Origin of the sequence: Sellimonas caecigallum, from assembly GCF_019754295.1 — a bacterium.
Taxonomy (GTDB): Bacteria; Bacillota; Clostridia; order Lachnospirales; family Lachnospiraceae; genus Sellimonas; species Sellimonas caecigallum.
Map to the genome: position 1 here is coordinate 96289 of NZ_VIRV01000005.1, position 24399 is coordinate 120687.

Annotated in this window: 32 protein-coding genes; all 32 read right to left on the reverse strand. The window is 45.1% G+C overall.

Going from position 1 to position 24399, the window contains the following annotated elements; translation table 11 throughout:
• Nucleotides 1-51 precede the first annotated feature (51 nt).
• The 32 genes from FLB61_RS05270 to FLB61_RS05420 all read right to left on the reverse strand — a co-directional run bounded on the left by FLB61_RS05270 (nucleotide 52) and on the right by FLB61_RS05420 (nucleotide 24319).
• Nucleotides 52-264, reverse strand: coding sequence for a helix-turn-helix domain-containing protein (locus FLB61_RS05270; protein ID WP_221919563.1), 213 nt, complete (start codon nucleotides 262-264; stop codon nucleotides 52-54).
• Between the two features lie 64 nt (nucleotides 265-328).
• Nucleotides 329-514: a hypothetical protein gene (locus FLB61_RS05275; RefSeq protein ID WP_221919564.1), complete on the reverse strand. Its 186-nt coding sequence runs from the start codon at nucleotides 512-514 to the stop codon at nucleotides 329-331.
• 291 nt (nucleotides 515-805) lie between these two features.
• Nucleotides 806-1105, reverse strand: a complete 300-nt coding sequence (locus tag FLB61_RS05280; protein WP_087203289.1) for a hypothetical protein — start codon at nucleotides 1103-1105, stop codon at nucleotides 806-808.
• Between the two features lie 167 nt (nucleotides 1106-1272).
• Nucleotides 1273-2073: an N-acetylmuramoyl-L-alanine amidase gene (locus FLB61_RS05285; RefSeq protein ID WP_221919565.1), complete on the reverse strand. Its 801-nt coding sequence runs from the start codon at nucleotides 2071-2073 to the stop codon at nucleotides 1273-1275.
• A gap of 2 nt (nucleotides 2074-2075) precedes the next feature.
• Nucleotides 2076-2549: a phage holin family protein gene (locus tag FLB61_RS05290; RefSeq protein WP_221919566.1), complete on the reverse strand. Its 474-nt coding sequence runs from the start codon at nucleotides 2547-2549 to the stop codon at nucleotides 2076-2078.
• An 85-nt stretch (nucleotides 2550-2634) separates the two neighbouring features.
• Nucleotides 2635-3138: a hypothetical protein gene (locus tag FLB61_RS05295; RefSeq protein WP_221919567.1), complete on the reverse strand. Its 504-nt coding sequence runs from the start codon at nucleotides 3136-3138 to the stop codon at nucleotides 2635-2637.
• A 10-nt stretch (nucleotides 3139-3148) separates the two neighbouring features.
• Nucleotides 3149-3814, reverse strand: a complete 666-nt coding sequence (locus FLB61_RS05300; protein WP_221919568.1) for a hypothetical protein — start codon at nucleotides 3812-3814, stop codon at nucleotides 3149-3151.
• Nucleotides 3814-4221: a hypothetical protein gene (locus FLB61_RS05305; protein ID WP_221919569.1), complete on the reverse strand. Its 408-nt coding sequence runs from the start codon at nucleotides 4219-4221 to the stop codon at nucleotides 3814-3816. Before FLB61_RS05305 ends, FLB61_RS05300 begins: the two co-directional genes overlap by 1 nt.
• A 58-nt stretch (nucleotides 4222-4279) precedes the next feature.
• Nucleotides 4280-4414 (reverse strand): hypothetical protein, encoded by a 135-nt coding sequence (locus tag FLB61_RS13130; RefSeq protein WP_275952201.1) that lies wholly within the window; start codon nucleotides 4412-4414, stop codon nucleotides 4280-4282.
• Between the two features lie 23 nt (nucleotides 4415-4437).
• The gene (locus FLB61_RS05310; protein ID WP_221919570.1) at nucleotides 4438-5019 is read right to left on the reverse strand and encodes a hypothetical protein; all 582 of its coding nucleotides are present in this window, start codon (nucleotides 5017-5019) and stop codon (nucleotides 4438-4440) included.
• A 1-nt stretch (nucleotide 5020) separates the two neighbouring features.
• Nucleotides 5021-6430, reverse strand: coding sequence for a collagen-like protein (locus tag FLB61_RS13135; protein WP_221919571.1), 1410 nt, complete (start codon nucleotides 6428-6430; stop codon nucleotides 5021-5023).
• Between the two features lie 14 nt (nucleotides 6431-6444).
• The gene (locus FLB61_RS05320; RefSeq protein WP_221919572.1) at nucleotides 6445-6750 is read right to left on the reverse strand and encodes a hypothetical protein; all 306 of its coding nucleotides are present in this window, start codon (nucleotides 6748-6750) and stop codon (nucleotides 6445-6447) included.
• Nucleotides 6728-10192 carry a phage tail protein gene (locus FLB61_RS05325; protein WP_221919573.1) on the reverse strand — a complete coding sequence of 1155 codons (3465 nt, stop codon included), beginning with the start codon at nucleotides 10190-10192 and terminating at the stop codon, nucleotides 6728-6730. Before FLB61_RS05325 ends, FLB61_RS05320 begins: the two co-directional genes overlap by 23 nt.
• Nucleotides 10193-11656, reverse strand: a complete 1464-nt coding sequence (locus tag FLB61_RS05330) for a distal tail protein Dit (RefSeq protein ID WP_221919574.1) — start codon at nucleotides 11654-11656, stop codon at nucleotides 10193-10195. It abuts the gene before it with no gap.
• Nucleotides 11653-13908, reverse strand: a complete 2256-nt coding sequence (locus FLB61_RS05335) for a tape measure protein (RefSeq protein ID WP_221919575.1) — start codon at nucleotides 13906-13908, stop codon at nucleotides 11653-11655. Before FLB61_RS05335 ends, FLB61_RS05330 begins: the two co-directional genes overlap by 4 nt.
• A gap of 55 nt (nucleotides 13909-13963) precedes the next feature.
• Entirely contained in the window at nucleotides 13964-14116 is a 153-nt protein-coding gene (locus tag FLB61_RS05340; RefSeq protein ID WP_221919576.1) for an MJ0042-type zinc finger domain-containing protein, read from the reverse strand.
• A gap of 12 nt (nucleotides 14117-14128) precedes the next feature.
• Nucleotides 14129-14716, reverse strand: coding sequence for a Gp15 family bacteriophage protein (locus FLB61_RS05345; protein ID WP_221919577.1), 588 nt, complete (start codon nucleotides 14714-14716; stop codon nucleotides 14129-14131).
• 4 nt (nucleotides 14717-14720) lie between these two features.
• Nucleotides 14721-15092, reverse strand: coding sequence for a DUF6673 family protein (locus FLB61_RS05350; protein WP_221919578.1), 372 nt, complete (start codon nucleotides 15090-15092; stop codon nucleotides 14721-14723).
• Nucleotides 15093-15112: 20 nt separating this feature from the next.
• Nucleotides 15113-15631 carry a hypothetical protein gene (locus FLB61_RS05355; protein WP_221919579.1) on the reverse strand — a complete coding sequence of 173 codons (519 nt, stop codon included), beginning with the start codon at nucleotides 15629-15631 and terminating at the stop codon, nucleotides 15113-15115.
• A 3-nt stretch (nucleotides 15632-15634) separates the two neighbouring features.
• The gene (locus FLB61_RS05360; RefSeq protein WP_221919580.1) at nucleotides 15635-16054 is read right to left on the reverse strand and encodes a hypothetical protein; all 420 of its coding nucleotides are present in this window, start codon (nucleotides 16052-16054) and stop codon (nucleotides 15635-15637) included.
• Nucleotides 16038-16427 (reverse strand): minor capsid protein, encoded by a 390-nt coding sequence (locus tag FLB61_RS05365; RefSeq protein ID WP_221919581.1) that lies wholly within the window; start codon nucleotides 16425-16427, stop codon nucleotides 16038-16040. Before FLB61_RS05365 ends, FLB61_RS05360 begins: the two co-directional genes overlap by 17 nt.
• Complete coding sequence (locus tag FLB61_RS05370; RefSeq protein WP_221919582.1) at nucleotides 16427-16762, reverse strand: DUF6751 family protein; 336 nt, start codon at nucleotides 16760-16762, stop codon at nucleotides 16427-16429. Before FLB61_RS05370 ends, FLB61_RS05365 begins: the two co-directional genes overlap by 1 nt.
• Nucleotides 16756-17112, reverse strand: a complete 357-nt coding sequence (locus tag FLB61_RS05375; protein ID WP_221919583.1) for a head-tail connector protein — start codon at nucleotides 17110-17112, stop codon at nucleotides 16756-16758. Before FLB61_RS05375 ends, FLB61_RS05370 begins: the two co-directional genes overlap by 7 nt.
• A gap of 11 nt (nucleotides 17113-17123) precedes the next feature.
• Nucleotides 17124-17366 (reverse strand): head fiber protein, encoded by a 243-nt coding sequence (locus FLB61_RS05380; protein WP_221919584.1) that lies wholly within the window; start codon nucleotides 17364-17366, stop codon nucleotides 17124-17126.
• Nucleotides 17367-17448: 82 nt separating this feature from the next.
• The gene (locus tag FLB61_RS05385; protein WP_221919585.1) at nucleotides 17449-18309 is read right to left on the reverse strand and encodes a hypothetical protein; all 861 of its coding nucleotides are present in this window, start codon (nucleotides 18307-18309) and stop codon (nucleotides 17449-17451) included.
• 6 nt (nucleotides 18310-18315) lie between these two features.
• A complete protein-coding gene (locus FLB61_RS05390; RefSeq protein ID WP_221919586.1) occupies nucleotides 18316-18882 on the reverse strand; it encodes a phage scaffolding protein in 567 nt (188 codons plus the stop codon).
• A 137-nt stretch (nucleotides 18883-19019) separates the two neighbouring features.
• A complete protein-coding gene (locus FLB61_RS05395) occupies nucleotides 19020-19226 on the reverse strand; it encodes a hypothetical protein (protein ID WP_221919587.1) in 207 nt (68 codons plus the stop codon).
• 58 nt (nucleotides 19227-19284) lie between these two features.
• Nucleotides 19285-19551, reverse strand: coding sequence for a hypothetical protein (locus tag FLB61_RS05400; RefSeq protein WP_221919588.1), 267 nt, complete (start codon nucleotides 19549-19551; stop codon nucleotides 19285-19287).
• The gene (locus FLB61_RS05405; protein WP_221919589.1) at nucleotides 19544-21214 is read right to left on the reverse strand and encodes a phage minor capsid protein; all 1671 of its coding nucleotides are present in this window, start codon (nucleotides 21212-21214) and stop codon (nucleotides 19544-19546) included. Before FLB61_RS05405 ends, FLB61_RS05400 begins: the two co-directional genes overlap by 8 nt.
• A gap of 4 nt (nucleotides 21215-21218) precedes the next feature.
• Nucleotides 21219-22571, reverse strand: a complete 1353-nt coding sequence (locus tag FLB61_RS05410) for a phage capsid protein (RefSeq protein ID WP_221919617.1) — start codon at nucleotides 22569-22571, stop codon at nucleotides 21219-21221.
• Nucleotides 22564-23889: a PBSX family phage terminase large subunit gene (locus FLB61_RS05415; RefSeq protein ID WP_221919590.1), complete on the reverse strand. Its 1326-nt coding sequence runs from the start codon at nucleotides 23887-23889 to the stop codon at nucleotides 22564-22566. The genes FLB61_RS05410 and FLB61_RS05415 overlap by 8 nt, the downstream gene beginning before the upstream one ends.
• Complete coding sequence (locus FLB61_RS05420; RefSeq protein ID WP_246599122.1) at nucleotides 23864-24319, reverse strand: hypothetical protein; 456 nt, start codon at nucleotides 24317-24319, stop codon at nucleotides 23864-23866. Before FLB61_RS05420 ends, FLB61_RS05415 begins: the two co-directional genes overlap by 26 nt.
• Nucleotides 24320-24399 lie beyond the last annotated feature (80 nt).

A 24399-nucleotide genomic window follows, 5' to 3' on the forward strand; every position in this document is an offset into this window, starting at 1 on the left:
TATGCAACACGAATTGCAACACGAAGATGATACAATATTTCCCCTCCGGAGTTACCGGAGGGGATCAACGTCTAACAAATCCTCTATATTACAGTTTAGGGCTTTCGAAAGCTTGTACAGCGTCTCTCCAGAGGCTTTGTTGATGTTCCTTTCTCCTTGCTCGTATTTTTGTATCATCCGTACATTAACGTTTGTTAGATTTGCGAGACCACATTGTGTGATACCTCTATTTGTTCTGATTTTTTTGAGCTTGTTTTCACTCATATTTTCTACCTCATTTGTTTTTATCTATCCAATATTTTACTTATTTTGTCTATCATTTCCGTAATTAATTATTTTCTTCTGCTACAACTTCCCAATCTGCCGGGCAAGAACCGTTTTCAGTTCCATCTGTCAAGAAATCTCCGTCTTTCATTTCTGCAATTCTTTCTGCGGAAATTCCTGTGATCTTCTCTACTTCTTCCGGTGTATTAACTACGATTTGATTGCTTTCTGGATTGATGATGTATAACATTTTGTTTTCCTCTCTTTCTCCCCGTATTTCCGATAGGTCAGATTTATTAATGATCCTTATTTCCAGAACGTATCATGAAAACTTTTAAAATCTTCGTCCGCTTTGTTCCTTGTGTAAGTTCTTTTTCTCTTATCTGTCTTGCGTCTCATAGGTAATCCGTGCATTTTTCTGTCGTTGTTTGTGTAACAAACTTTCGGATATTCCTTTCTCCAATCATCTAATACATTAAAATAACCTGTCATAGTGTCCTCACTTTCTCCCCGCTTTACCCGGCGGGGACGGGTAATGTACTTATTTTTTTAAAATTTCATTTTTTACTTTCATGCTAAGTTCGGTTGCACTGACCCTAAAAGCACTTGTAAGCATGGAATAGTATTCCCTACCGTGTAAGTTGTTTAAATTTTTCATTGCGTCGATAATGTCTCCGGCGTATGCTTCGGAAAAAAGCTTGTTATATTTGTTTAAAATCAGATCTCGGATAATATCCTGTTTTTCTTTTTCCGGGATCATTGCGATAAGGCTTTCCATTTCTTCATTAAATCTTTCTACAAGTTCCTCTGCCCATTTGATTTGCTTTTCAGTTCCTCTCATTTTGTTTTCCTCCGTCCTTTATCTTATGTCTATATTATACACCTGTAGGGGTATGATGTCTATTGACATAATAGACAAAAATTGGATGTGTTTTTCGGTTATTTTATATACCTATAGGGGTATAATAAGACAAAAAGAAAAGGGGTAGGAAATCCCGCCCCTCTGTCTTACGGCAGCTTATTGACCGGTTTCAGGTCGATAACCTGCTTCAACCTCATGTACCACGGCGCACTCGATGTCCAATTGTAAAACGGCATGTCATGTCCGTTATTGTCTTTGTAAATTTCCTGCAAAATCCTCATCTGATCCGAATTCGTAAGTGCTACAATCCGATTCCCGTCAAAGTAGTATACCGTTGCGTTACCGTCAACTTTAAACATACATTTCATTTCTGATTCTTCCTTTCTTTCTGATATGTCTTCTTTGATTTCTTTATTCAGGATCCCTTCTACAATCGCCTTGGCACATTTCTTCGCATTCCAGTGATCCGCATCGTCTTTATCATCCACAAAGCAGCACTCCACAAGAAGTGCCGGGGAGTTTGTATTTGCAAGCACGTAGAGATCTGTATCATATTTTGTTCCCCTGTTCCGGATACCAAGCTCCCTTGCGATATTGGCACAGATGCGGTCGGAAATCGCCTTCGTCCTTGTATCATAATTCCAGACTTCTGTCCCGCCGGTGCTCTTATCCCCTTTGTAGTCGTTTCGGCCGCTGTTGAGATGGATGGATATGTCAAGCGCCACGCTGTGCTGGTTGCATTTTGCAACAATCTTCTGCAAACATCCATCTTTTGTAGTATTGACTTCACAAGTACAATCATAAACCGTGTGTCCTTCGGCCCGGAGAAGCCGGATGACCTCGTCTTTCACGATCCGATCTTCAACGGATTCCTTCAGGATGCCCACGGCTCCGGAAGCCCCTTTCCCCTGTGGGCAATGCCCTGCATGTACGTTGTAGACTGCCATGATTACTCCTCCTTGTCTTTATTTTCCTGATTCACTACTTTATCCGCGACCTCCAGCCCTTTCACAAGGATTGTCGGCACATTGTATCCTGCTTCCACAAAATTCTCCAGAATGGATCGAATCTCATTGATAATCAAAGAAGCCAGGACGAACCAGCCAAGAAGAGTCGTCACGCCTAAATCAATTCCAATCGCCTTCCCAATCTCAATAAAAACAGCGGATGCTCCAAACGCAACCATGATCATCAGCCAGTATCCCAGCTTTTTCAAAACGCCTTTCCATCCGGCCATCGAGTTTTCTCTTCCTGCCATTCGGCTTTTCATCCAGCCAGTCATCCAATCTGCCACGTTGAGCAGCAAGAATGCCACAAAAAGAATCCAGTGTTCTCCTAAAACATAAGAAAGGATAGCCACAATTGTTCCTACCACTACATTGTATGCATCAATAAATGTTTCCGCAAAATTCATTTTTTTCATATCCTCACTTTCCTTTCCAGTATAGTAATCTATGCACAAAAATAAGACCGGTTCACGGTCTCGCTCTAATCTCCATATATGCCTTTTATCCCAAATGTAACTGATTGTGACTGATTTCCTCCGGTTCACTCCAGTCGGACACGTTTCCATCCTTATCCACCGACCGTACACTAACCGTTCCGCCAGCAATACATTTTGCCAAAAACTCGTCATCTTTGCCGTATCTCAAAAGGCCGGCAACCGTCTCCCTGTAAGTCTTGCTTGTACCATCTTTTTTGGTTACGACCACATCATAGTGGTCTGCACCCTCTACCTCAGTCCAACTTGCTCTCAAGTGATCAGGCAGAAAGCTGTATACGCCATTGTGGCGGTAGGATGCGTCTGTAATCTCCGGCGTTTCCAACTTCTGAGCGGTTTCTGGCTGCGTCTCCTGTGTACGGTGCGACCAGTTAAACCACTGCGCCCATGTACTACGCCACCCAAACCAGCTGTGTGGTCTGTCTGCTGCCTTTGTGGTAAGTGGAGTAGCTGCTACTAATACCACCGCCAATGCTGCGGCAATGATTCCTTTTCTCTTCTTTCTTTTCATAATGTTCCTCCTATTCTGCGTCTTCCCACGCCTGCGGGTATTCGTCCGGGCTGAAATTGGTGTCTTGCACACACTTCTGGATAGACCTGTCCGTCCATATCATGTATTCCCCGGACTTGTACATGTCATGTGCCCCGGTTGGAGCTTCCCACGGCAGAGCGTATTCCGCTTTCCGGCTATGCCAAGGCTTCCAACAAGTCGGTGTGTCTATCGTCCAGTCCTGCTGTACAGTGCCGTCATAAGACAAGATACACTCTTTCGGATATCCTGTTTCCGGGTGTGTGGCAATCTCTCCGACATCGTGTTGCTTATTTTGTACATAGGTCGGTATCAACGCCATGCACTGAATACCCAGCGTCTTGTCTTCGCTCTCTGCAATTTGTGCCAGTACCGCCTGCGTCTGGATTTCCTGTATAGCCGATGTTGGGTCTGGCTGGGCTGGTTTGATTTCCCAGGACTGTACAATTTTGTCTTCCTGCTCCTGCCATGTAGGCGCTGCCTGTTGTGTCTGCGTGGATACTGTAGGAGCTTCGGTTGTCTCCACATCTTTGTAGCCCTGTGACCGGAGAGTTTCATCCGGTGGGTTGAAGATTGTCCTACCGTCTACAATGATTTTTCTCGGAGCATATGAGAGGGCCCCGTTTTTCAATTTTGCTAAAATTTTAATACACCTCACTATAATTCTTCATATATCACTAAGTTGGTAAATTCAGCATATCCTGTTCCGTTTCCTAACATATTCCCAATAAGTACCACATACATATCTGATTCAGAGAATACATCAATCACATAATGTCCGGGATTTGTATATTTAATGGACGTGTGTTCAAAAAACCATTGGTTATTTGTAGGATACGCATTCAAAATAATATTCGAGCCAGACGGATTCTTTTGCATATTAGCATCCATTTCGATTCGATATTTTTTACCCGCCTTAAGAACAACGTTTTTTATTTTTGCATATATGTCTCTCTTATCTTCAAATTCCGTACGAACTCCTTCTGGAATATTAAAAAAATTCAACGGGTTTTCTAATTTTGATGTATTTAAGTTTGAAAAAATAATACAGTTCAGTTCCATCATCGCCCGTCTCCTCAGAAGTGACATAAAACCACCTCCAAGGCTTGACAGGTTATGTAAGTCAAATTACAATTCGCTCTGCTCTGCTCTGCTCTGCTCTGCTCTGCTCTGCTCTGCTCTGCTCTGCTCTGCTCTGCTCTGCTCTGCTCTGCTCTGCTCTGCTCTGCTCTGCTCTGCTCTGCTCTGCTCTCAGCATGCTATTTTCTCTCCTTTCTGGTGTCAACCCTTTTCATTAAATAATTTATTTATCTCTTCTTCGTACAATACCCTGTTATAAACAATAAAATTATAAAACGTACCTTTCCAAAATCTTCCCTTCATTCCACCTGAATCCTGATAACATCCAAGTAATAAGGTAGCTTTATTAGCATTTTCGTTAAATGCTGGGGCGTTGTTTACTGTTAGTTCTCTAATTTCTGATGCAGAAGTTTGTTTATCGTAAATATGTTTTACAAATTTATTTTCGCAAACAATACATCCTTGATAATATGTTTCGTCTCTAGTAACTACTCTTGTTGTCCAGTCCCCTCCATTATATTTTCCAGCATATGCTTTTTCATTTCCGCCTTGAAACGCTATTCCGGGCCAAGGATTTGCTTCATAAATGCAGTGGAACACCGGGATATTATTTCCGGTTTGCTCCGCACTATGAGAGATATCAGCCGCAAAATATATTGTCCAATCATCTGCCACATTAAACAATTTTATCCCCGTATCGATATAATCATCCACTCCATCAAATTCAGTTGGAACCGGAATCTTGTATAGAATATCAGTCTGCGTATCCTGTCTCATTATCATCCTACGTCTCACCGACAGCCACCCCCTTGATATAAGCCACGCCTTCCAAAATACTGACCTCGTATTTCATATTGGCTTCAATACTGTACGCATCAGACAGCACGTCATTCAGTGTGAGCGTTGTGGCTGTGGCTCCAGAAGTGAAGAAGAAATGGTACTCATTCGCAATATTGGAATTGCTCGGAGTCGCCAGTGTCACAGTGAGGCTCGCCATTTCCGGAAATATATACAGCTTATTTGGATCAAGGGTAACGGTTGTATCGGTGTTCTGCATTTCTTGACGAAGAATGTCTGCGGAACCGCCGGTACTTTCCGGATATGTTGGCACAAACAGTTGCCCTGTTTCTGGGTCTACCGCTACAGGTACGTCTTCATCTGTTTTTGATATCGCTTTTCCGCCTCCGAGCTGTGTGTTTGACATGATTGGGAGAGTATAGCCTCCGCCGCCAGCATCTTCTCCGGGATCGCCCTTTTCTCCTTTCGGGATCCCCAGATTAAGCACTGGATTCTCTGCCGTCCCGGTCATGCTTGCTGTTGCCTGCTGCCCGGGTTCAAGCGTCTGCACTGTTCCGATCTGGATGTTAGGTGTTGCTCCTTTTTCTCCCTTCGGTCCCTGAGGACCTTGCTCGCCAGTATCTCCTTTCGGTCCCTGCGCTCCGTCCTTCCCCGCAGGTCCGACGGGACCCTGCGGTCCGGTTTCGCCTGCTGGACCCTGCGGTCCGGTTTCTCCGGTATCTCCTTTGTCACCCTTTTCTCCTTTCAGGGCTGACAGCTGCACCAAATCTGTCCATGATTCGTCTCCCTTATACCGCCACTGGATTGCTGTCCCGTTGTTCTGTATTTCGATTTCACGCCCATCTTTTCCAGGTGTTCCTCCTCCACCGCCGCCGGCTTTCAGCTCGTCAATCGACGCCCAGATCTGTGCCAGCGCGTCGGGATTGCTCTCTGCGACCATCTGTGTGCTTTTCAGTCCGACAAGGCAAGTACAGTCTGTATTGATCGTTGTATTCCACCGATTCTTGTCCGGGTCTTCGGATTCGTCCCCTGGTTTAATCGCTCCAAAAGCAATCTGGATGCTGCCTTTATACTTTGTGACATTTTCTTCTAGTAACCACGAGAAAGTAATATCATCTCCGTCAATCTCCATGTCTCCAATATGGTATGCGTCCGGATCGCCGTTTGCATTTTGGTAATTGATAAAGAGCTGATATCCCTGAGATAAATCCTGATTGTCTCCTACAATCTTCGGACACCGGAAGTACAATCTTTCGACTCTTTTATCGTTCTCTACACCCAGCATCTGATATTCCGGAGGGATTGTAATCAATCTGGTCTCTGGATCGATCGTACAGTACGTGCCATCTTCCGAAATCGGTTCTTCCATTGTGGCAAGTAGTTCTTCTGCTGTCATGTTATCCCTCCTTATCAATCCTGTCTTATAAGTGTTTTATTGGTTTTGATCAAGAACCCCTGTTTCATCCCGGTGCATTGCACATAAAAACGACTATGCATCAATACCTCTGGAGGTATCTCACACATACCATGTCTCAGCATCACTGCATACTCCTTTCCGTTCGCCCAAAAGGAGGCCGCAATCTTGCAGCCATTCCACTCGGAGGAAAAATTAAACTGTGCGCTGAGATATCCAACACTGCCACGGACAAGGCCAGAAAAATCCCCATCTTTCTGCATCGTCTGGCCTTCGACTTTAAATTTCAGTATTCGTTTCATTCGTTTCTGCCTCCTGTGGATTTGTCGTCTTGGTATACAAGAGCGTCACATAACACGCCGTAAAATTGGCATTTGTTCCGGCCTGCACGATCAGCTGGGTCTTAGTAAGGATCCAGCTTACCTGCTCATTGATCAGTTTTGCGACGCGCGGAAACGGAGCGATCATGCCGTTGCTGGCCATTAAAAAGCTACCGGCCGGATCCACCCAGATCACATTTACGTTCTGGATTCCGTGATTGATGGTCTTGTCCGCTCCGGATATCGCTCCTACATTGATGGTTTTCTTGTACAGCCTGCTGCCGAACCACATTTTGTTAGTCATTTCTTCCTCTCCGGAATAACTGATAGCATCATTAAGATTGCTGATCTGCAGCTTGGTATCATCCGGCAAGTTGCCAAACACCCTACCCATATTTCGGCCATTGTAGTACAGCGTCTTGTTGATATCCACGCCGTCGGAATAGATATTCATGATTTCATCGCCATGACTATCAATGATGTGAAATGCATATGCAAGCGCAAGCTCCAGCGATGTGCGGGAGGATAATCCGCCAATGTGTGATCCCCTCAGGCTTCCGGCAAATGTCTCAACTTCGTTAGTATAGTCGTAAAAATCAATCTGGTTTTCTAGGATTTCTATTGCTTTCTTATCGTCCACCTTGTTTGTGATCTTTCCGGATATGACTTCCCCTAATACTGCTGTGATAGCTGATAACGTCTCCGCCTCGATGTTGCGGGCAGAAAAATAGTACATCTGCCACTCTGATCCATCCCATTGATAGATGGCGTTCTGCACGTATCCTCCGGATGTCCCGGTGTTGCGCCACAACATCCCCACAAATGGTTTTTCCGGCTCCGAATCCGAGCTGTATGTCCCAGGTATTTCTTTTGAGTTATATGTAACTGGCAATGTCATCTCCTGGTATTTCCCGGAAAATGCATCTGTATCCATATCATATTGCCTGTAAGCTGAGATTTTTACAAACTCCGCATCCTTGTTTGCGTTGGATGTTATAAGCGTTTTTAGGTTTGACGATGACGTCCATTCCCAAAATACAGCCCATTCTCCGTTTACATATTGCTCTGCCTGCGCATAGGCGGATATTTGCTCTCTTTCCTTTCCGCCTTCCTGGGAATAGAAAGTAAAGTCCACCCTGTCCGGCTCAAATCCATCTGCGGATCTTTTTAAGTTCGGCACGGTAGATTCAATAATGTAGGATACGCCGTCTGCCCCTGGAAGACCATCTTGCCCATCATTTCCAGGCTGCCCATCTGCACCCTTTATCTTGCTCCACGCGTAATCAGACGGATCATTACTGTCCGCCTGAATATAATCTGTATACTGTCCGATGTAGTCGCGATCGCTGTCCGTTGTCGAAAAATCCGTTCGTCCATCTGCACTATTGGCGTAAGCAATATGCAGGTAAGGCGTTTTTCCATCTGCCCCGTTTTTCCCAGGGATACCATCTTCCCCGTTTGCTCCGTCTGCACCTTTGATTTTGCTCCATCTGTAGTCATCTGGATTTTGACTATCAATGATGTTGTCGTCCACATACATTCCAATATAACTTCTATTGGAATCAGAAACCGAAAAATCTGTATGTCCATCTGTGCTGTTGGAATAAGCAATATGGGTATAGCTGCTCTTTCCATCCGCCCCCGGATTACCAGGCAAGCCTTGCTCGCCTTTTTCTCCTTGCAATCCTTGCAATCCTTGTGGGCCGCGTTCTCCTTGAATTTTTGACCAGGTATAATCCTCTGGTCTATTGCTGTCCATTTCTGTAAAGTCCGTATACTGTCCAAACCAACTTCCCGGATCTTCCCCGTTGTTTCCAGTAAAAGTAAATCCTCCATCATTAGAGTATTTTACATGTATATAAGATGTACGTCCGTCTTCCCCTGGTTTTCCAGGAGTCCCTTGTGGTCCCTGAATGCTTCCAACGTTTTCCCAATTTGACCCATTCCACACGTAGAGATCTCCCGAAACTATGTATGCATCCCCTAGATTGCCAGTAGGATGCTCCTGATTCAGCTCTTCTTCTGTTTCATAGCTTCCAAGGATCCTAACCGATGTTCCGTCTTCCCCGTCTTTTCCGTCCTCGCCCTTTTGGCTTACACTGTATGCCGTAGTCTTACTGCCATCGGAATAGGTAGTTTCCGTCCTGGTCCATAAAAATTTTCCGGCCGGCAGCTCCGGGATGTCTAAGGACCATTCCCCTGTCGGCGGCTCTGTGCCGGAATCTCCAACCTGGTAAGACACCACAGATCCCTTAACGGATACAATCTGATCTCTGATTTGCTCCATGATCTTGCTGATATCGTCGGCCGGATTGGCCGTCAAAATCTTATAATTGGCCAGTACACCCGTATCCTGTCCCTTGACAGAGTAGTGGTTCGTCACACTCTGGATCCGCGCAGATAAGTAGACCTTTTCCGCGAACCGGTTATCCGCAATCTGGATCGTGTCCCCGATATCTGCTCTGAGATCGTACAGGTTTGCTTCATAGGATACCTTCTTGTCACAACGGCTCTTTAATTCGGTAAGGCCGCGGTTAAACAACTCCTGTGCATTGTCGGTATCATACTCAAACGTGCCGTTGATATAGCCGTCAAACTCTCCCTGCCCTTCGTAGTTCCACGCCCTAAATCGGGACCATTTTTTTCGGGCCTCCCGGCTGTAAATTCGGACGTCTCCTTTCGGAGTAAAGAAATCCCCGTCATCATACTCGACGGTAGAGATATCCGTCCGGACTCCATCTACCTCTTTTCCGTAGCATCGTACACAGGTTATGAGATCCTCGATACTTCCTGACTTGCTCAGTGAGATCAGGTTAATCCCGTCCACAAAGCGCTGCTGCGTCTTGTCTTCTCCAAGTGTCTTATAGATGTTGATTTCCTGTTTTGTGACCTTGCCACCTTTCATCTCGATGGCAAACTCGCACTCCGCGTCAAAGGCATTACATACGTCCCCGATTCGGGTAAGCTGGCTGTCCGTGGTACCCTCATACTTTGTGGAACGCTGGTATCCGGCCACCTCATTGACGCCGATCTCCCAGCCAGAGTCCAGCAAAACCGGAGCCAGTGTATCAGCGATGGTCTTTGGATTGCCTGTGTAGTCCCACGGCACCGCCGTCTCATTGATAAGGTCAATCCCAATATCTTCGCAGTGGACATCCCAGGATTCATCCCCTTCCACGGCCATGATCGTATAGAGCCGGTCTTTTCCGTACTTGTCCCGGAAAGCGATATAATTCCCTTCCGTGATATACACCGCGTCCGGATGTCTCGGATCCACGGAAAAATCGTATGTTCCGATAGCGCAGTCGTTTGTGATCGCAATGGTCTGCCCGCCGCTGCTGTCATCAATAGGCAGGGACTTGATCAGATCTGTGGACGCGGTACACAGCACATGCATGTCCCGTCCGATGATATACCATATCATTTATATCCACCTCTCTCTGTATTTGATGGTAACATCCGGGATTTGGGCAAAGTCGGATGTTAAAATTCCAATCGTGTGCTGCCCTGGCGGCAGCATCAGTGTCTTGCTCCCCATATCTACCACATCAGTGTTGTACACGCCATTAATGTACAGCTTGCCAGTCTCTCCTTCCATCTCCAGCTCGTCTCCTGCAGAAAAGTAATTTGGAATATCCTCCCATTTATCTACATTGTGCCGGACAATATTGATCGCCCGGAAAAAGTTATTCCGCATTGCCACTCGCTCTCCGTATTGAGCTGCATACCATGTAATCTTGGCCAACTTTGCACCCGGAAGTTCTGCCTCGAAGCTCTTGTTGATGTCGGCATAAGAAAACCGCACCGTAATCGTGGCGCCGATCTTCTCTACTACAACACAAGGGCCATTGTCTCCACGGCCCGTAACGTAAAAATCATCTGTGTTTTTCACTGTCCACATGCGCTGCTGCCCAATATACACAGCCATATCAGAGCTGTTTTTGTTTGGATTATTATCCTCAAAAACTACAGACACAATAATATTGTCGTCCTCATCCGAAAAGGTCACGCTCTGATGCCCTACGCCCGCCTCCGGAGAGGAAGCGCCGTCTGCGTTAAAGTCAAATCGCCAGGTTGCGCGCCAATTGGTCGGCAACCCTCCAGACATGGATGCCAGATCCTTAGAGATAGATGCGCCGTGCCAACTGTCCCCGGCTGCATAAGTGGATACATAAGCATAACCCTCATTTTCAGATTCTTGGTTGTACTTGATGGTTCCGACCTGATCTCGTTTTGGAGTGACCGGAGGCGTAACGCCAACATTTTGCCGCCAGCCACGATCGACGTTAAAATGATCATCAAAAAGCTGTATGGACTCATCGTATGTTTCTCCGTCTACCTCTTCGGTATGTCCAATTTGATAGTAACGGTCTCCCAGTACAAGTGCAAAATAGCCGTTATCAGATTTCATAATGACATCAAAAGAGATGGGAACTGCTTCCGTCCCGTTATTTTCTACCGTAATTGTTTTTGATCCATTATTCTGAGCTGTAACTTCTGCGATAGAGTACGCCACTCCTTCTGGCACTAACCACTCGATTACTCCGCTTCCGTAGTACAAAACTTCTTCCATATCCAGAGATCCGGTCGGGATCGCATAGTATACTTTGGATGGCGTGCATCCAAAAACAAGGGGTTTTGGTTCATCCACATTCAGGATTTTCATAAGCGCATCATATTTTTCTTCGATAGATTCCCCGCTTATTTCAAATGGCATCGGAATTATTTTTGATTTATATGTAGTATACTGAAAAATGCTTCCTCGCCTATCTCCTCCAAGGTCAAGTAAAGTGGGTTCCCATTCTGCCCCCACTCTTGGAGTAAATCCGGATAGCACTTTGATATACGTGTTCAATTCTTGATCATTAAACTTTACAGACAGGCTCACTTCTTGATTCCTCTCTTTCTGCTGTTTAGTCGTTCCAGCCTCTCTTGCTCTTCCGTCATAGGCTTCGCCATCACTTTCGCGATTCTTTTCCCGTCAATGTTAAATGTTGCTACCACCGGTCTATTTGATGCTTTTGCCACTTTCAGGATAGCTTCTCTTAGACCGCTTATTTCGTCATCATATCGATATGTCCCGCCTCCTGCCAGCGCAAATGTTCCGGTTACTGGAGCCGCAGTGATTTTTACACTTGCGGTTTTCAGCGTCTGCACAGATCTTTTCATTTCGTTCGACATATCATCTGTTGGGACATTCTCGACAAACCCTACCCCAACACCTTGAGCAAGATATTTTCCAACCTCATCACGCATCAATTTGGATGGGGAATTGATACCAAAGAAAGAACAAATGGAATCTACTACACTGCTTGCAAATCCACCTATTTTATCGATGATCCATCCTGTCATATCGGAAATGCCGTTCCAAAGTCCCTGAACGATATTTTTCCCAATAGACAACATTTTTCCAGGTATTGATGAAATTGTATTCACAATCCCAGAGACGAGGCCAGAAGCTGCACTCTTTACTATGCCTATCCCACTTCGAAGTGCATTTCCTAAATCAGAAACAGCGCTTTTCCCTATATTCAGCAAAATAGATGGTAGATTCTGAATCGCTCCTTTTATCGCATTCAGAATATCCTTACCTTTTTGCTTTACAAAGTCTTTCATAGCGCCTATCCCATCGCCAAGACCTTTTATAATATTTCTACCGAGATTTACCCACTGGAACGCCATCAGTGTATCAACAATGGCTGAGATGATCTTCGGGATATTTGCAATAATTGTTGGTATTGCCTGTATAATTCCGGCAACCAACTGCCCGATCAGCTCGACGCCCTTCATTAGGATAGCTGGGAAATTGTCATTGATAATATTGGCAAACGTCGATATAATCTCAGGAACACGCGTTACAAGAATAGGAATTGCTGATACGATTCCTTCTGCTAGTTTACTGAGCAGCTCGAAGCCCTTCTGAACCATAATCGGAGCTGCTGCCGCCAACTGCTCGCCAATACCCTGTATAAAATCCAGGATTTTCGGCAATGCCTCCGGGATTGCCTGCGCAAATCCGGTTACAATATTGTTCAGCAATTCGTATCCCTGCTGCAACAGTCCTGGTGCTGCCGAACTTATCTGCGTATACAGCTCTTGTATCAGTTTAATAGCGAATAGACCAATCTGCGGCAAAACCTGAAGCATTCCCATCAAAAGAGACTGCAATATCTGACCGCCTGCCGTAACGATTTGCGGAATATTGGCATTAAGACTAGTCAAAATAGAAGTTATGATCTGTGACGCCATTGTAATCACGTTTGGGAGTCCCTGTGCAATGCCTGTCAAAAGGTTTGCTAGTACTTGACTTCCCGCCTGAATCAATCCGTCTACGCCCTGCGTCTGGAACGCCTTTGCCATCTGATTGATTGAGTCAATCGCAGCTGGAAGCAACGTATTTACCATGCTGTCTGATATTGGCTGCACCACTTCTCCAAGAAGCTGCTGGGCATTATCCTTTAACGTAGATATCATGCCGCTAACAGTCTGTGACTGTTTCTGCATGGACTGGTAATACTTTCCACCTTCAGAAGTAGCACGCTGCATAGAAGCTGTAATCTCATCAACAGACAGTGTTCCTTCGCTGATTCGGTCGTACAGAGATGCCATGGATTCTCCTGTTGATTCACTGATCTCCTGCAGTGGATTGAATCCCGCTTCAATCATCTGCTTGACATCTTCCAGCTGTACCTTTCCAGCAGAAGACATCTGCCCGTATGCCATAGCAATACGTGACATCTTATCAGCCGATCCCTGAGAAATGTCCCCCAGCATCATCATTTTATCCATAGCCTCATCCGCTGTGAGGCCATAGTTCATCAGTAGCTGGGTTGTATCAGCCAGTTCTGGGAGTTCAAATGGAGTTTCCGCTCCGACCTTTTTCAATCGGTCAATTACCTCGGCGGCCTTTTCTGCAGAACCAGTCATAACCTCGAATGAGGTCTGATATGTCTCTATCGATGCATTGTATTTTAAACCAGCAACTGCACCGGCTCCTAATGCAGCCGTAACCGTTCCGATTGCACCAGCCAAAACAGACAGTCCGCCTTTTGCTAAACTTCCGAGTTTCGTTATTCCGCTGTTAAAACCTTTTTCCGATATTTCTGTGTCAAATTTTAATGAGCCATCATAGCCCGCCATACTATCCACTTCCTTTCGTAGATAGCGCAGGCTCTTCGGCTCACTTTAAAGCGCTTTATATTCTGATTTCAATTTCTTTTTTACATGTACGGCATTTGATGTATAATCCTTTTGCCTTTGCAGTATTGTCATACACTACAATTTTTGTATGGCAATACGGGCAGTAGTACCATTTCCTCTCCAAAGGTGGTTTCTTCAGTTTTTCCAAGGCGCCACCTCCTTACGCAAATGCATTCCCGATCTCATAATCGGTCAACTCCTCGGCTGGAAGCTGAATAGATCGTTGAATTTTTGATATCCGTTTTCTTTCCTCTTTATCCTTGATATCGGATAAATTGATTCCGCGGTACATGATCCTCTGCTTGATCTCTGTGTCCTCCGATAGGCCGTCAAACAGCATCCGGAATTTCCACCAGTGCAGATAATTCACTGTCTCAAGATCGATATCATAATCCCTCAGGAATCCAGAAAGAATATAGGGATAATCAATCTCATAGGAAAATAGATTTTTCTTCCCTGCCCCTTCCTGCTCTTCTACCCCTTCTTCTTCCTCTTCACTATTCGGATCCCTTTCTTTTTCTTTCATGTCCATAGTGACGAAACCGGTTAAAGCATGAATAGCTTCCGAGTCAATAGAAATATCAGCAAGAAAGTATTCCTTAAGAATCATAATTCTTTGGGTGTCATTCAGTTCCTTGCATTTCAGCATATCCAAAAGCCGGATATACTCCCGGAAATCCGTAATAATATCAATCTCTTCGCCATGGACTTTTACTGAGTCCGGAAATGCCTCATAAAATAAGTTCATCAAATCACTTCTTTCCAGCCGCTCTCCGCTGCGCTCTGTTTGGCCTGAACTTATTCATCATTGCATTTTTTCTTTTATTGGATTCCATAACATTTTTCTGGCACTCCGCAATAAAAGAGGTATAACATTCTTCGCAATTCCGGACATTCATTTTTTCTCCTAAAAGTTTCTCTCCTGTGCCTGGGCCAAATATTTCATTAAAAAGCCTGTAAAACATTCCGCAATATTCTCGTGCAATCTCCGATTTTTTCCCTGTTTTCATCAGCTCGTTTTCTTTTACTTCCATATTGGCAAACGCATTTTCATATTTTTCGAGGAAATCAACATCATCCATATCGATTTCCAGCTCCACATCATTCCATTCCCAAAGGCTCATAGGCTCATCTCCTTTTCTTTTTAAGCTTCCGGAATTGCACCCTTTGTATAAGTTGCTGTCTTCCAGTTATCCTCCGAGGTAGCATATCCCTCCTCAATCTCAGACACAGATTTAAACGTGCCAGAATAGATCATCGCATCTGTTCCGTCTCCATCTGTATCAGGAATGACCGCATAAGTACGTTTTGTTGCCAGGCATCGATTCTGCTCATCCTCAGTAAAAAGTTCCACTCTCACAATATCTACATGAGCATCATCCCCCAGAAGCTCCTTATCGTGAATCTCGGACAACCTGTCATGAACTGGCGTGTTTGTATGCCTGTCATAAGCAAACTCAATAGACGGTGCATAACCAACCACATCCGAGCGTTCCGCATCCTCATCCACATACTGTCTGGAATACTCTTTTGGATTCTTGCTGCTTGTCATAGTCGTGAATCCTGTCATTCGTTCCAGCTTCGGAGTGCTGCCAGTTTTATCCGCATCCATGAAAGCTACTACCTGAGAACGTCTTACAATTTTCGGTTTTGTATCTGCCATGATTTATACCTCCTGTACATAAATCAAGCGGCATTCTATACGATATTTGGCATTGATTTCATTTATATCGTATAGATAGCCGCTGTTTAAAGTTTCCATCAAAACAGGGATCTTCCCATCGTCTAAATCCGGGAAATTCCCCATAAAGCTTTGTTCTTCCAGCCATTCATCAAAAGCCTGGAAGAACCCACTGTTTTCGATGTTGATCCGGGCATCCTGGTCATATTCCTCTTGGCTGGTAAATGCAAACTGGAATTGCTTCTTTGCTCCTCCGTCCGTGTATCGCTGTACAATCGGATCGCACGGAAGCGGATCAATGGAATATCCCATCTCTTCCCCGATGTAATCTACATTCACGCGCCCATCCTGAAGGAAAGGACATGTCAGGATAAATTTCCGGATACTGTCAATGAGATTTGACATACTTCGCTGCTCCTTTCAAAATCGAATCCTTGTGCCTGTTCTTCATTCTCTCGAACCAGTAGGATTTCTCTTTATGCTCGTAATACTGCCGGCGGGCATATGGCGCGATCTGGTTGATCTCTCCGCTACCGATCACAGTGCCGAGCGTAGCTGACTTGATCAGTGCTCCAGTCCGGCGCGGGGTCTCCGGGTTCATCCGGCGGATGCATTCAGAGTCAACAAACGCCTGGGCATTTTCAAATCCCTTTTCCATGCTCGGCTCAAATCCCGGATTCCATTCCAGCCTTGCTGTCACTTTTCCCCCTTTGGATGCCTGAGTATAGATTGTCCCTCTTGGAGTTTTTATCACAAATTTCTTTTTTGACTTTGCCATTACGCTCCCACCACCTTGATGTGCGGATTCCCGCCAAAAGTATTGTAGTTTACGGATGTGACACGGGTCTTCTCCAGGCCGCCAAGATCCTTTACTGTCTCCATTGCCACATCACAGTTTCCTTTTACGATATAATCATCCTTTTTCAAAGCAATGCTCGTGTCCGGAATTCGGATCGTAAAGACATCTGCCTGTTTCAATCCTTCTGTAGTGATAGACGCTTTCTCATTCTTATACCACCACGCTTCCGGGACATAGACCCGGTTCCAGGTATCAAGCCTGGATTCCGGATCATATTTTCGGTTATAGATCGTGATGTCAGTGTTCGTCAACATTCCGCATCAACTCCTGCATATAACAGTCCTGTATTTCCAAGATAAACCCGCGCCACATCGTAAAGCGTACTGCCAAGAGACTTTTCTGCATCGTATGACACGGAATATCCATCTGTATTCTCGGATACCTTCCCATTTCTCCGCTCATCTGCATACAGAATTTCTGTCATCTCACATACTGCGCATTTTGCCCTGTCACACCAGCTTTCTCCTTCCCAGTCATCAGAAAGGCGGTCAAAAGTATAGCTGTTCAACCGCTGTTCTGCTTTCTGCGAAATTCTCAGCCAGTCTTTTTCTAAAATCTTAGTTCCACCATAAATCTCTGTATAATACTCATATTCAACTTTCATATTTTGTCTCCTTATGAGCTTGCCATAATTCCTGCAGCTTTCAAAGCATCCAACAGAGCTTTAAATTCTGCCTTCGTTACTTGCTCTCCTGCCGCCTCCGGAACAACGGCAGATTGCTTAACTATTCCAGGCTTTGTGGTTGTTGCAGTTTCAGGAATACCATTATTAGCCGCCTCAACTCCAATCTCAAGATTATTCATCTTTTCTTTTGTAATTACATCATCGTCTTTCCGGTTAGTCTTTGAGTAAGCCATATCCACACCTCCTACTCTGCTTTTCCTATTTTTGCCTTACCGATTTTCCCGCTTCCAATCAAGGCCAAATCGTCAGCGGGAGTTATTCCCCCGCTACTGTATGTACATAGATGCCATCCTTCTTGTTGTCCTTGCACTCAGCGATACCTACTGTCCGGTATCCAAATTTCCATGCATCAGCATCCTGATTCTGTTCCGGTGTGATGATTTTAGATACTGTATGTTTCTGATACTGGATGGCAGCCTGCTTATCCACGATCAGGAAATTTATATCCAGGCCAGCAGAATTCTTAGCATATCCTCCGGCTCCGCTCGCTGCCAGATCGATCTTGTTGTAAAATCTTCCCTGCGGTACTTTGATGATTCCTGCGAATCCTTCAATGGCTTTTCTGGAAGATGTCGTATCCAGATCTTCGATCATTCCATACACTGTAGGATTAATAAACAGATAGCAGGTCGCAAGATTTGCTTCTGCATTTTCAATTTTTCCACGTGCTGCACGAAGCGCTGCCAACGCCGTCTTCCCATCAGATAAGTTTGCCTTCACTGTGGTCACACCGGAGATCTGTGCATAGGAAGCAAGTCTCCAAGCATCCAACTCCGGAACTACCTTTGTACGCAGGAACTCCCCAGACAAACGGCCAAAAGCAATACCTGCAGATTCAATGTTGTCCATTGCATCTACAGTAAACATACGACCTCTGTCGTAGGTACATTTCTTTGTTTCATATTCCAGGGTTACATCGCCCGCTACATATCCTGTCTGTTTATTGTAGTCTGCAAGTCCCTGCATTGAAATTTTCGGAATCAAAATTTCATTTGCGTTGGCTCCCTCCTGTACAAGTTCATTTGGGCCGTCCAGAACGGCCGTAAGTGACGCCAGTTTATACACTTCATCCAGAAGTGTAGAATACTGTTTTCTCAGTGCGATTGTATTTGCCATAATTCTTTATTCTCCTTTCTTTGCTGCCGGAAGACCCATCGCGGCTCTGATCGACGCCAGACTTCCCATGTCATTACCATTGCCGCCTTTATCGTTTGTCGGTCCAACAGGATTAAAGAACGGTTCATCTGCTCCAAAGAGATAAGAATCCGATTCTTTTGCTGCATCCAGTGCTTTCTTGATATCAGCACTCTGATCTTTCGACTCTTTCAATGTATCAAGATCCAGCAGTGCCATAACTGCCTTTTCGTTGCGCCCTCCCGCTGCTTTAATTGCTTCCTTCAATGTGTTCTGGAAGATACGGTCAGCTTCTTTTGCTGCGTATTCCGAATCCTTATCCTTCAGATCCTGCTGGAGCTTTGTGATCGTGGCCTGCATTTCTTCTGGCTTCATATCTTTGAGCTTATTCAGTTCTGCAGTCGCTGTATCAAGCTGAGATTTGTAATTGTCTCTTTCGCCTTCCACAGTTTTTACCTTTGCTTTTTCTGCCTCAATGTCTGCGCCATTCCAGCCCATGATCTTATCAACAGCTTCTTTTTCCAATCCAAGGTCTTCCAAATCTTTTCTTTTCATAGTTGCATTTCCTTCCTTTCATCTACGCTTTTTACGAGGTTGCTCCTCTGATTTCCAGTAAGTCCAGACTGTTTTACGCCTGATCTGCCGGCATAAAAATAAGACGCATAACCCTGCGCCTCAAGGGAGATGTTGGATCACCGCCTCTCTACTGATAACCGCTTGCCATCAAATGATATCGTGTCGCCGATTCTCGCAATCTGATCACCCACCTTCACTCCTTTCAATTTTTCTGCGCCATCAATCTGATGGTACACATATTTTATGCTGGTATAATTAATGCGGGCAACCAGCCAATCAGGAGCCAGCATGTCCGCATCCTCGGTTACAATATATTTTTCCATCTTTCTTTTACTCAAAAATGAGTATAAAAATACCGCTCACTCATACGAATGAACGGTACTAAACAACTGCTTTTAATGCCTTCTCATATTCGACCCTTAATTGCCTTTTGAATTCTTCGATCTCTTCCGGTGTCATCCCCGGCTCTGCTGATGCACAGATATCGGGAGTTTCATTTGCAAGAATCTCCGTTGCCCTTGGTTGCTCTTCGTGCATTGCGTCATAGTCATCCACCAATGTATCTTCCAGAATAATAGAAAATTCATAGATATCATCAGGAGTATTTTCCAAAAAATCTTTGATATAATTCATTGTTTTCTCAAACATTCTTCCATTCCTCCTTTGGATTTTTACGTCTTACAATAGAAATTATGTCGTCAGTTTCCTTATTTTTTACAACAACTAATTGCCTTTCTGGATCGAAGAAAACCAATTTCTTTTCTCCTTCTGAATAATTCGGCCGACCACGTAACATGTCAATAATGTCTTTCTCTTCTATCTCCGGGTATCCAGATTTATTCAATCTCGGCAGCCGGCTCAGTGCATGAACAGACATATATATGCTCTTATTTGCAAATCTGTCATATGCATCTTTTGACTTCTGTTTAAAGTCATCCAACCATGTCTTTTTATTAATCTCCGAATAAGTGTCAACCTTTTTCTTCAGAATATCGAACTCTTTAGGATTATTGTACTTCATTTGACGGAAATCCGCAAGGCTTCCAACGCTGTCTCCGATAATGCTCTTATACCTGTCATACTGATTGGAGTCTCTTGTGGCGTTCCTGATCATATCGGAAGAATACTTGGCATTTTGCTTTGGCGTGTTTGTCGCAATTCTTCCTCGCCTATCATAATAAATACGCTCACGTTCTTCTTTCAGTCCCATCTTACGGCTGAATCTTGAATACTCATTGAGCTGCCCTTGGTATTTTGCCCTGGCAAGCATTACATCATCCGGATCTGCATTACCGGCCTTCAGAAGCTGCACTTTCTCCCGCTGCGCCCGCATCGCCGTCTCCATCTGGCGCTGTCTCTGCTTTGCTTCATAGACCGTATACTGTTTCCCACGGAACTCTTTCGGAGTATTCTCTTCCCTGTTCTTTCTCTCCAACCATTCATCCGTCCAGTTTCTCTCGGATATGCCCGGTATAAAGGGATAGCGCTCATGATAACAGTTTGCACCTTCCAGTCCAGTCACGGTGCCTAAGCCGCAGACTGTCACAAGCTGCTCTTTGCTCCACACTCTCCCCTGCCAGACTGCGTGAGTCGGCCGGGCTCCCGCATGCCACGCCACTTCGTAATATTCTGTTCCAAGCTTCTCGGCATTCATGTCCGATATCTTTCCGGTTAGTTGGGTAATCCCCGTCATGACCGCTCTTCTGGCTGCCACATCTATCCGATTCGCTCTACCTGAAGCATAATCAATCTGCCGCAACCCACTGTTTGCCAGCTGGGACGCTACACGCCGGATCACACTGTTGTAATCAAATGCACCGGATACAATATCCATGCAGGCCGCATCCAGGTATTTCTGATAGACTGCTGCAAGAGGAGTAAGCACCGGTTTTCCGCCTCCATAGTCCAGATAAAAGCCAAGGCTCTGTGTAATATTCTGCAAATCTGCATCTGTCTGCTGAATCAGAGCGTTGGTAATCTGCTGCAGTTCTTCGTTTTCCTCATAAGGGATAAATTCCGCATTGATCTGCTCATAGATGTCTTTGTTCCGCACATATTCCCAGTCAATGACCTTATCATACAGTTCAAACATCTTCGGATATGAGGCATTCAGTGCTTCTTTCAGCATCTTCTCAATATCTTCGGAAGAATTTCCAAGAATCCGCAGTCGATTGATCTGCCAGTCAGCTGTACTGGTAATTTCTCCGGCCTTCTTGATCCGGCGCACGATGTCTTCCATGATCCTCATCTCAAGGTCAGAATAGTTCTTCTCGATCTGCCGGGAGAGCTTTTCTTTATATTCCTGGTTCATGGCATCACTCCATTATCTGATTCTGCTCCGGAAGGTTCTTCATCGCGGTTGTTTCATCCTCGTTGTACCACTTCATCCGGTATTCCAGATGGGACATCACGCCCATGCTGACATCCTGACGATCCTGCTGACGCTCCGTCTCCTCATCGGTAAGAATCGAGTCATTGAAGTTACACATAAATTCATAACCAGAAGTGTAAAGACCATTATAAAAGGCAAGCCCAGCAACAAAGTCTTCTAGACAGTCCTTCAATTTCGACTGTATAGCTCCAACACGGTTAAATTTACGCGCCTTTGATGTCTTTACCTCCGCAGCGGTCTTTTCCACTTGTTGGACATCTGACAGATCCCCATAGGCAAGCCCCACATTAAACTCGATCTCCCGAAGGTATTTTTCCAGTCCTCGATTATATGCTTCATCACGCATCTCCGGAGAATATTCTTTCAAAAGTTCAACGTCTTTCCCAGCATCAAGATTCAGTCCTCGATATAACCGGCGGTTCAGCTTTGGCATTCCCATGCATCTCGTCTTTTTATCCTGATTCAGTGCCCTGTTGTCCACATGGATGACACGTTCGCCAGACTCATATTCCCAGTCCAGCCTTGCCCCCTGAGTATCTGCTTTCTGAATCAGCTCACGTGCTGATTCAAACACGGATACCCCACAGGCAGATCCATCGATCCGGTTCTTGATCGGATTCCGGTAGTAACCAAAGTCCATCTGCTGCATTCCGGGATAAGTAACTGGTCCTGGATTGATCTCGGCCCATTCTTCTACTTCTTTCAAATTGCACAGCTGGCCAATATCAGACGGATCCTGTGAATGGTAGCATTTATTTGCGATTGTCAGATTCCCATTTACAAAATAATGCCGTTCAAACCTTGTATAATAATCATTTTCTCCAATCCTTTTGACTGTAAGAAACCCGATGTCAGTCGGTTTTCCATCGTCATCAAAGGAAATCGGAATAAATTTATCTGCTGTAATAAATTCTGACTTTTCCGAACCGATCGGCTTTAACACAAAGGATCCGAGTCCAAGTCCTTCCTGCAGGTTCTCATTCAAGCCGATAACCGCTTTCTGATACACCTTATCCAAGCGGTCTACACTGATGCTGGACTCCATTTCAATCAAGACCGCATCAGCAAACTCTCGGCAGATCCCGTCTTCAATCTTCAACGATTTGACATAATCGGTGGTCCAGTCCGCCTGTCCATTCATCATATTTTTCCAGTCGTTGATCGCATCGATCATTTTGTCGGAAAGTGTAATGTCTTTGCCGACAATATTCTTTAATGTCGTATATCCAAACATCCTCATTACTCCTCTCCAAAATCTTTTGAAACCATCAAACATCATCCACCTCCTGGATCAGATATTTCATGTCACGTTCAATCGTGTATTCAAAAGCGTCCAGACTATCGATGTCAGTGCTGCCATCGTCCAGACGCTCATCCTTCTCCTTTTCCTTGTCCCAGACTGCGTCCGTAAACGCTGCCTGGAGCGAACTACAGTCCTCTGTCATCCAGAAACGCCCTGCTCCCATCAATCGGGTAGTGCAGCGGATCCGGTCGTTGATTGCTCTCTTCTTTGCCGGCTTCACTGCGATCCATGGATAACGCTTTTCTACTGCATTCCGGATTGAATTCCCTAGAACCGTCTCCGCATTATCCCAGAAAACAGATTCCGCATTGCAATACTCCACATAATCTCCATGCTTTGTAAACACCGCATATTTCTCGATGACCTCTTCGATAAAATCGCAGAATAGCTTGTCCAGCATATTGCTGTCGATATCCTCTGATTCATCTTCGGCCTTAATCCGCCTAGATGCCAGCGCTATTACATCACGGTAATCGTCTGTATATCCACGGGCTACAAAAGCATGCCCGGATTTATTGCCGCCAAAATCAATGGCAAGTTCAATCGAAACAACGTCTTCTTTTCGGAACTGTTTTTTCTCAGTAGCCTGGTCGATCTGATCCACGATCTCACACCGGAACACCTCCGGATTATCAGCAAACCTCTTATAGATCGCTCCTTCGGCCCGCTTCCACAGCCCCAGAATCAGCCGATCGTAATAGATCGTTCCTTCGTATTCTTTGCACAGCTGTTTCACAAACTCCGGATCCAGATATGGATTGTCGAAAATGGTATACTGCTGTAGGTAAATATCCAGATCAGGATTATCCAGAAACTCTTTCAGCCAGTGGGTCGGATGCTCCGGGTTGCAGCTACCGTCAAAACAACTGTACGGCTTATCCAGTCGAGACTTGAGCATCTGGAACACTTCTTTGTTCCACTTCGCTATCTCATCTCCGTAACAGTATTTGATGGATGATCCCTGAATCTTTGCTACCTGACTGATCTTTTCGGCACCCAGGCAGTAGACTTCTTCTCCGCAGATATGCGATATATTCCGGTTGTTGATCGTTCCGATCAGTTTATCCGTGTACAGCTCGCGCATCGGCTGCAATACATTTCGCTCGATAGATTCTTTTGATACTCCAAGGATTACATTCAGTCCAGGCTTGCCCTTTACGGCACGGATCCGGAAGGGAATCATGTAAGCGGTATCCACAAAGGACTTCCCGGATCGAACGGCGCCGGACTTAATGTTCCAGCGGTGTGTGGCATTCAGGATATATTCATTCTGCTTGCTGCTTAACTGCATTGTCACGCATCTCCTTCAGTATGCTGTCCAGCTTATCCAACGCTTCATCCGTTTCATTCTCTCCGGTAACAGCCTGCTTCCTTGCTTTCTTAAGTTCCGTATCCGCCTCGCGGTTCCGGATATCCTCATCTGGCTTGTCGCTCTGTCCGGCATATTTCGCAATTGCTTCATACGCCTTCACATTACCGGCCAGTCCTTCCTTGATCATGGCCATATTTAAAGCCGATTCCAAAGTACACTCCACTCCGAGTGCCTCTAAAATCGGCTTCCATTCTTCACTATCTATTTCCGCGGTCAGCAACATGTTCAGCGTCTTCCGGAAGTCTGCTTTCCGGCGTCGTGCCGCTCCACTTGCTTTTCCTCCATTTCTTCCACGCTCTCTTGCTTCGCTCTTGGTTCGCACTGGTTTTAAGTTCTGTTCATTTGCCACGTCACCACCTTCAATTCTGGTGTTTTATTGTATAAGAAAAACGCCCCACACTTCCGTGCAGGACGCCTTTTGAAATATCA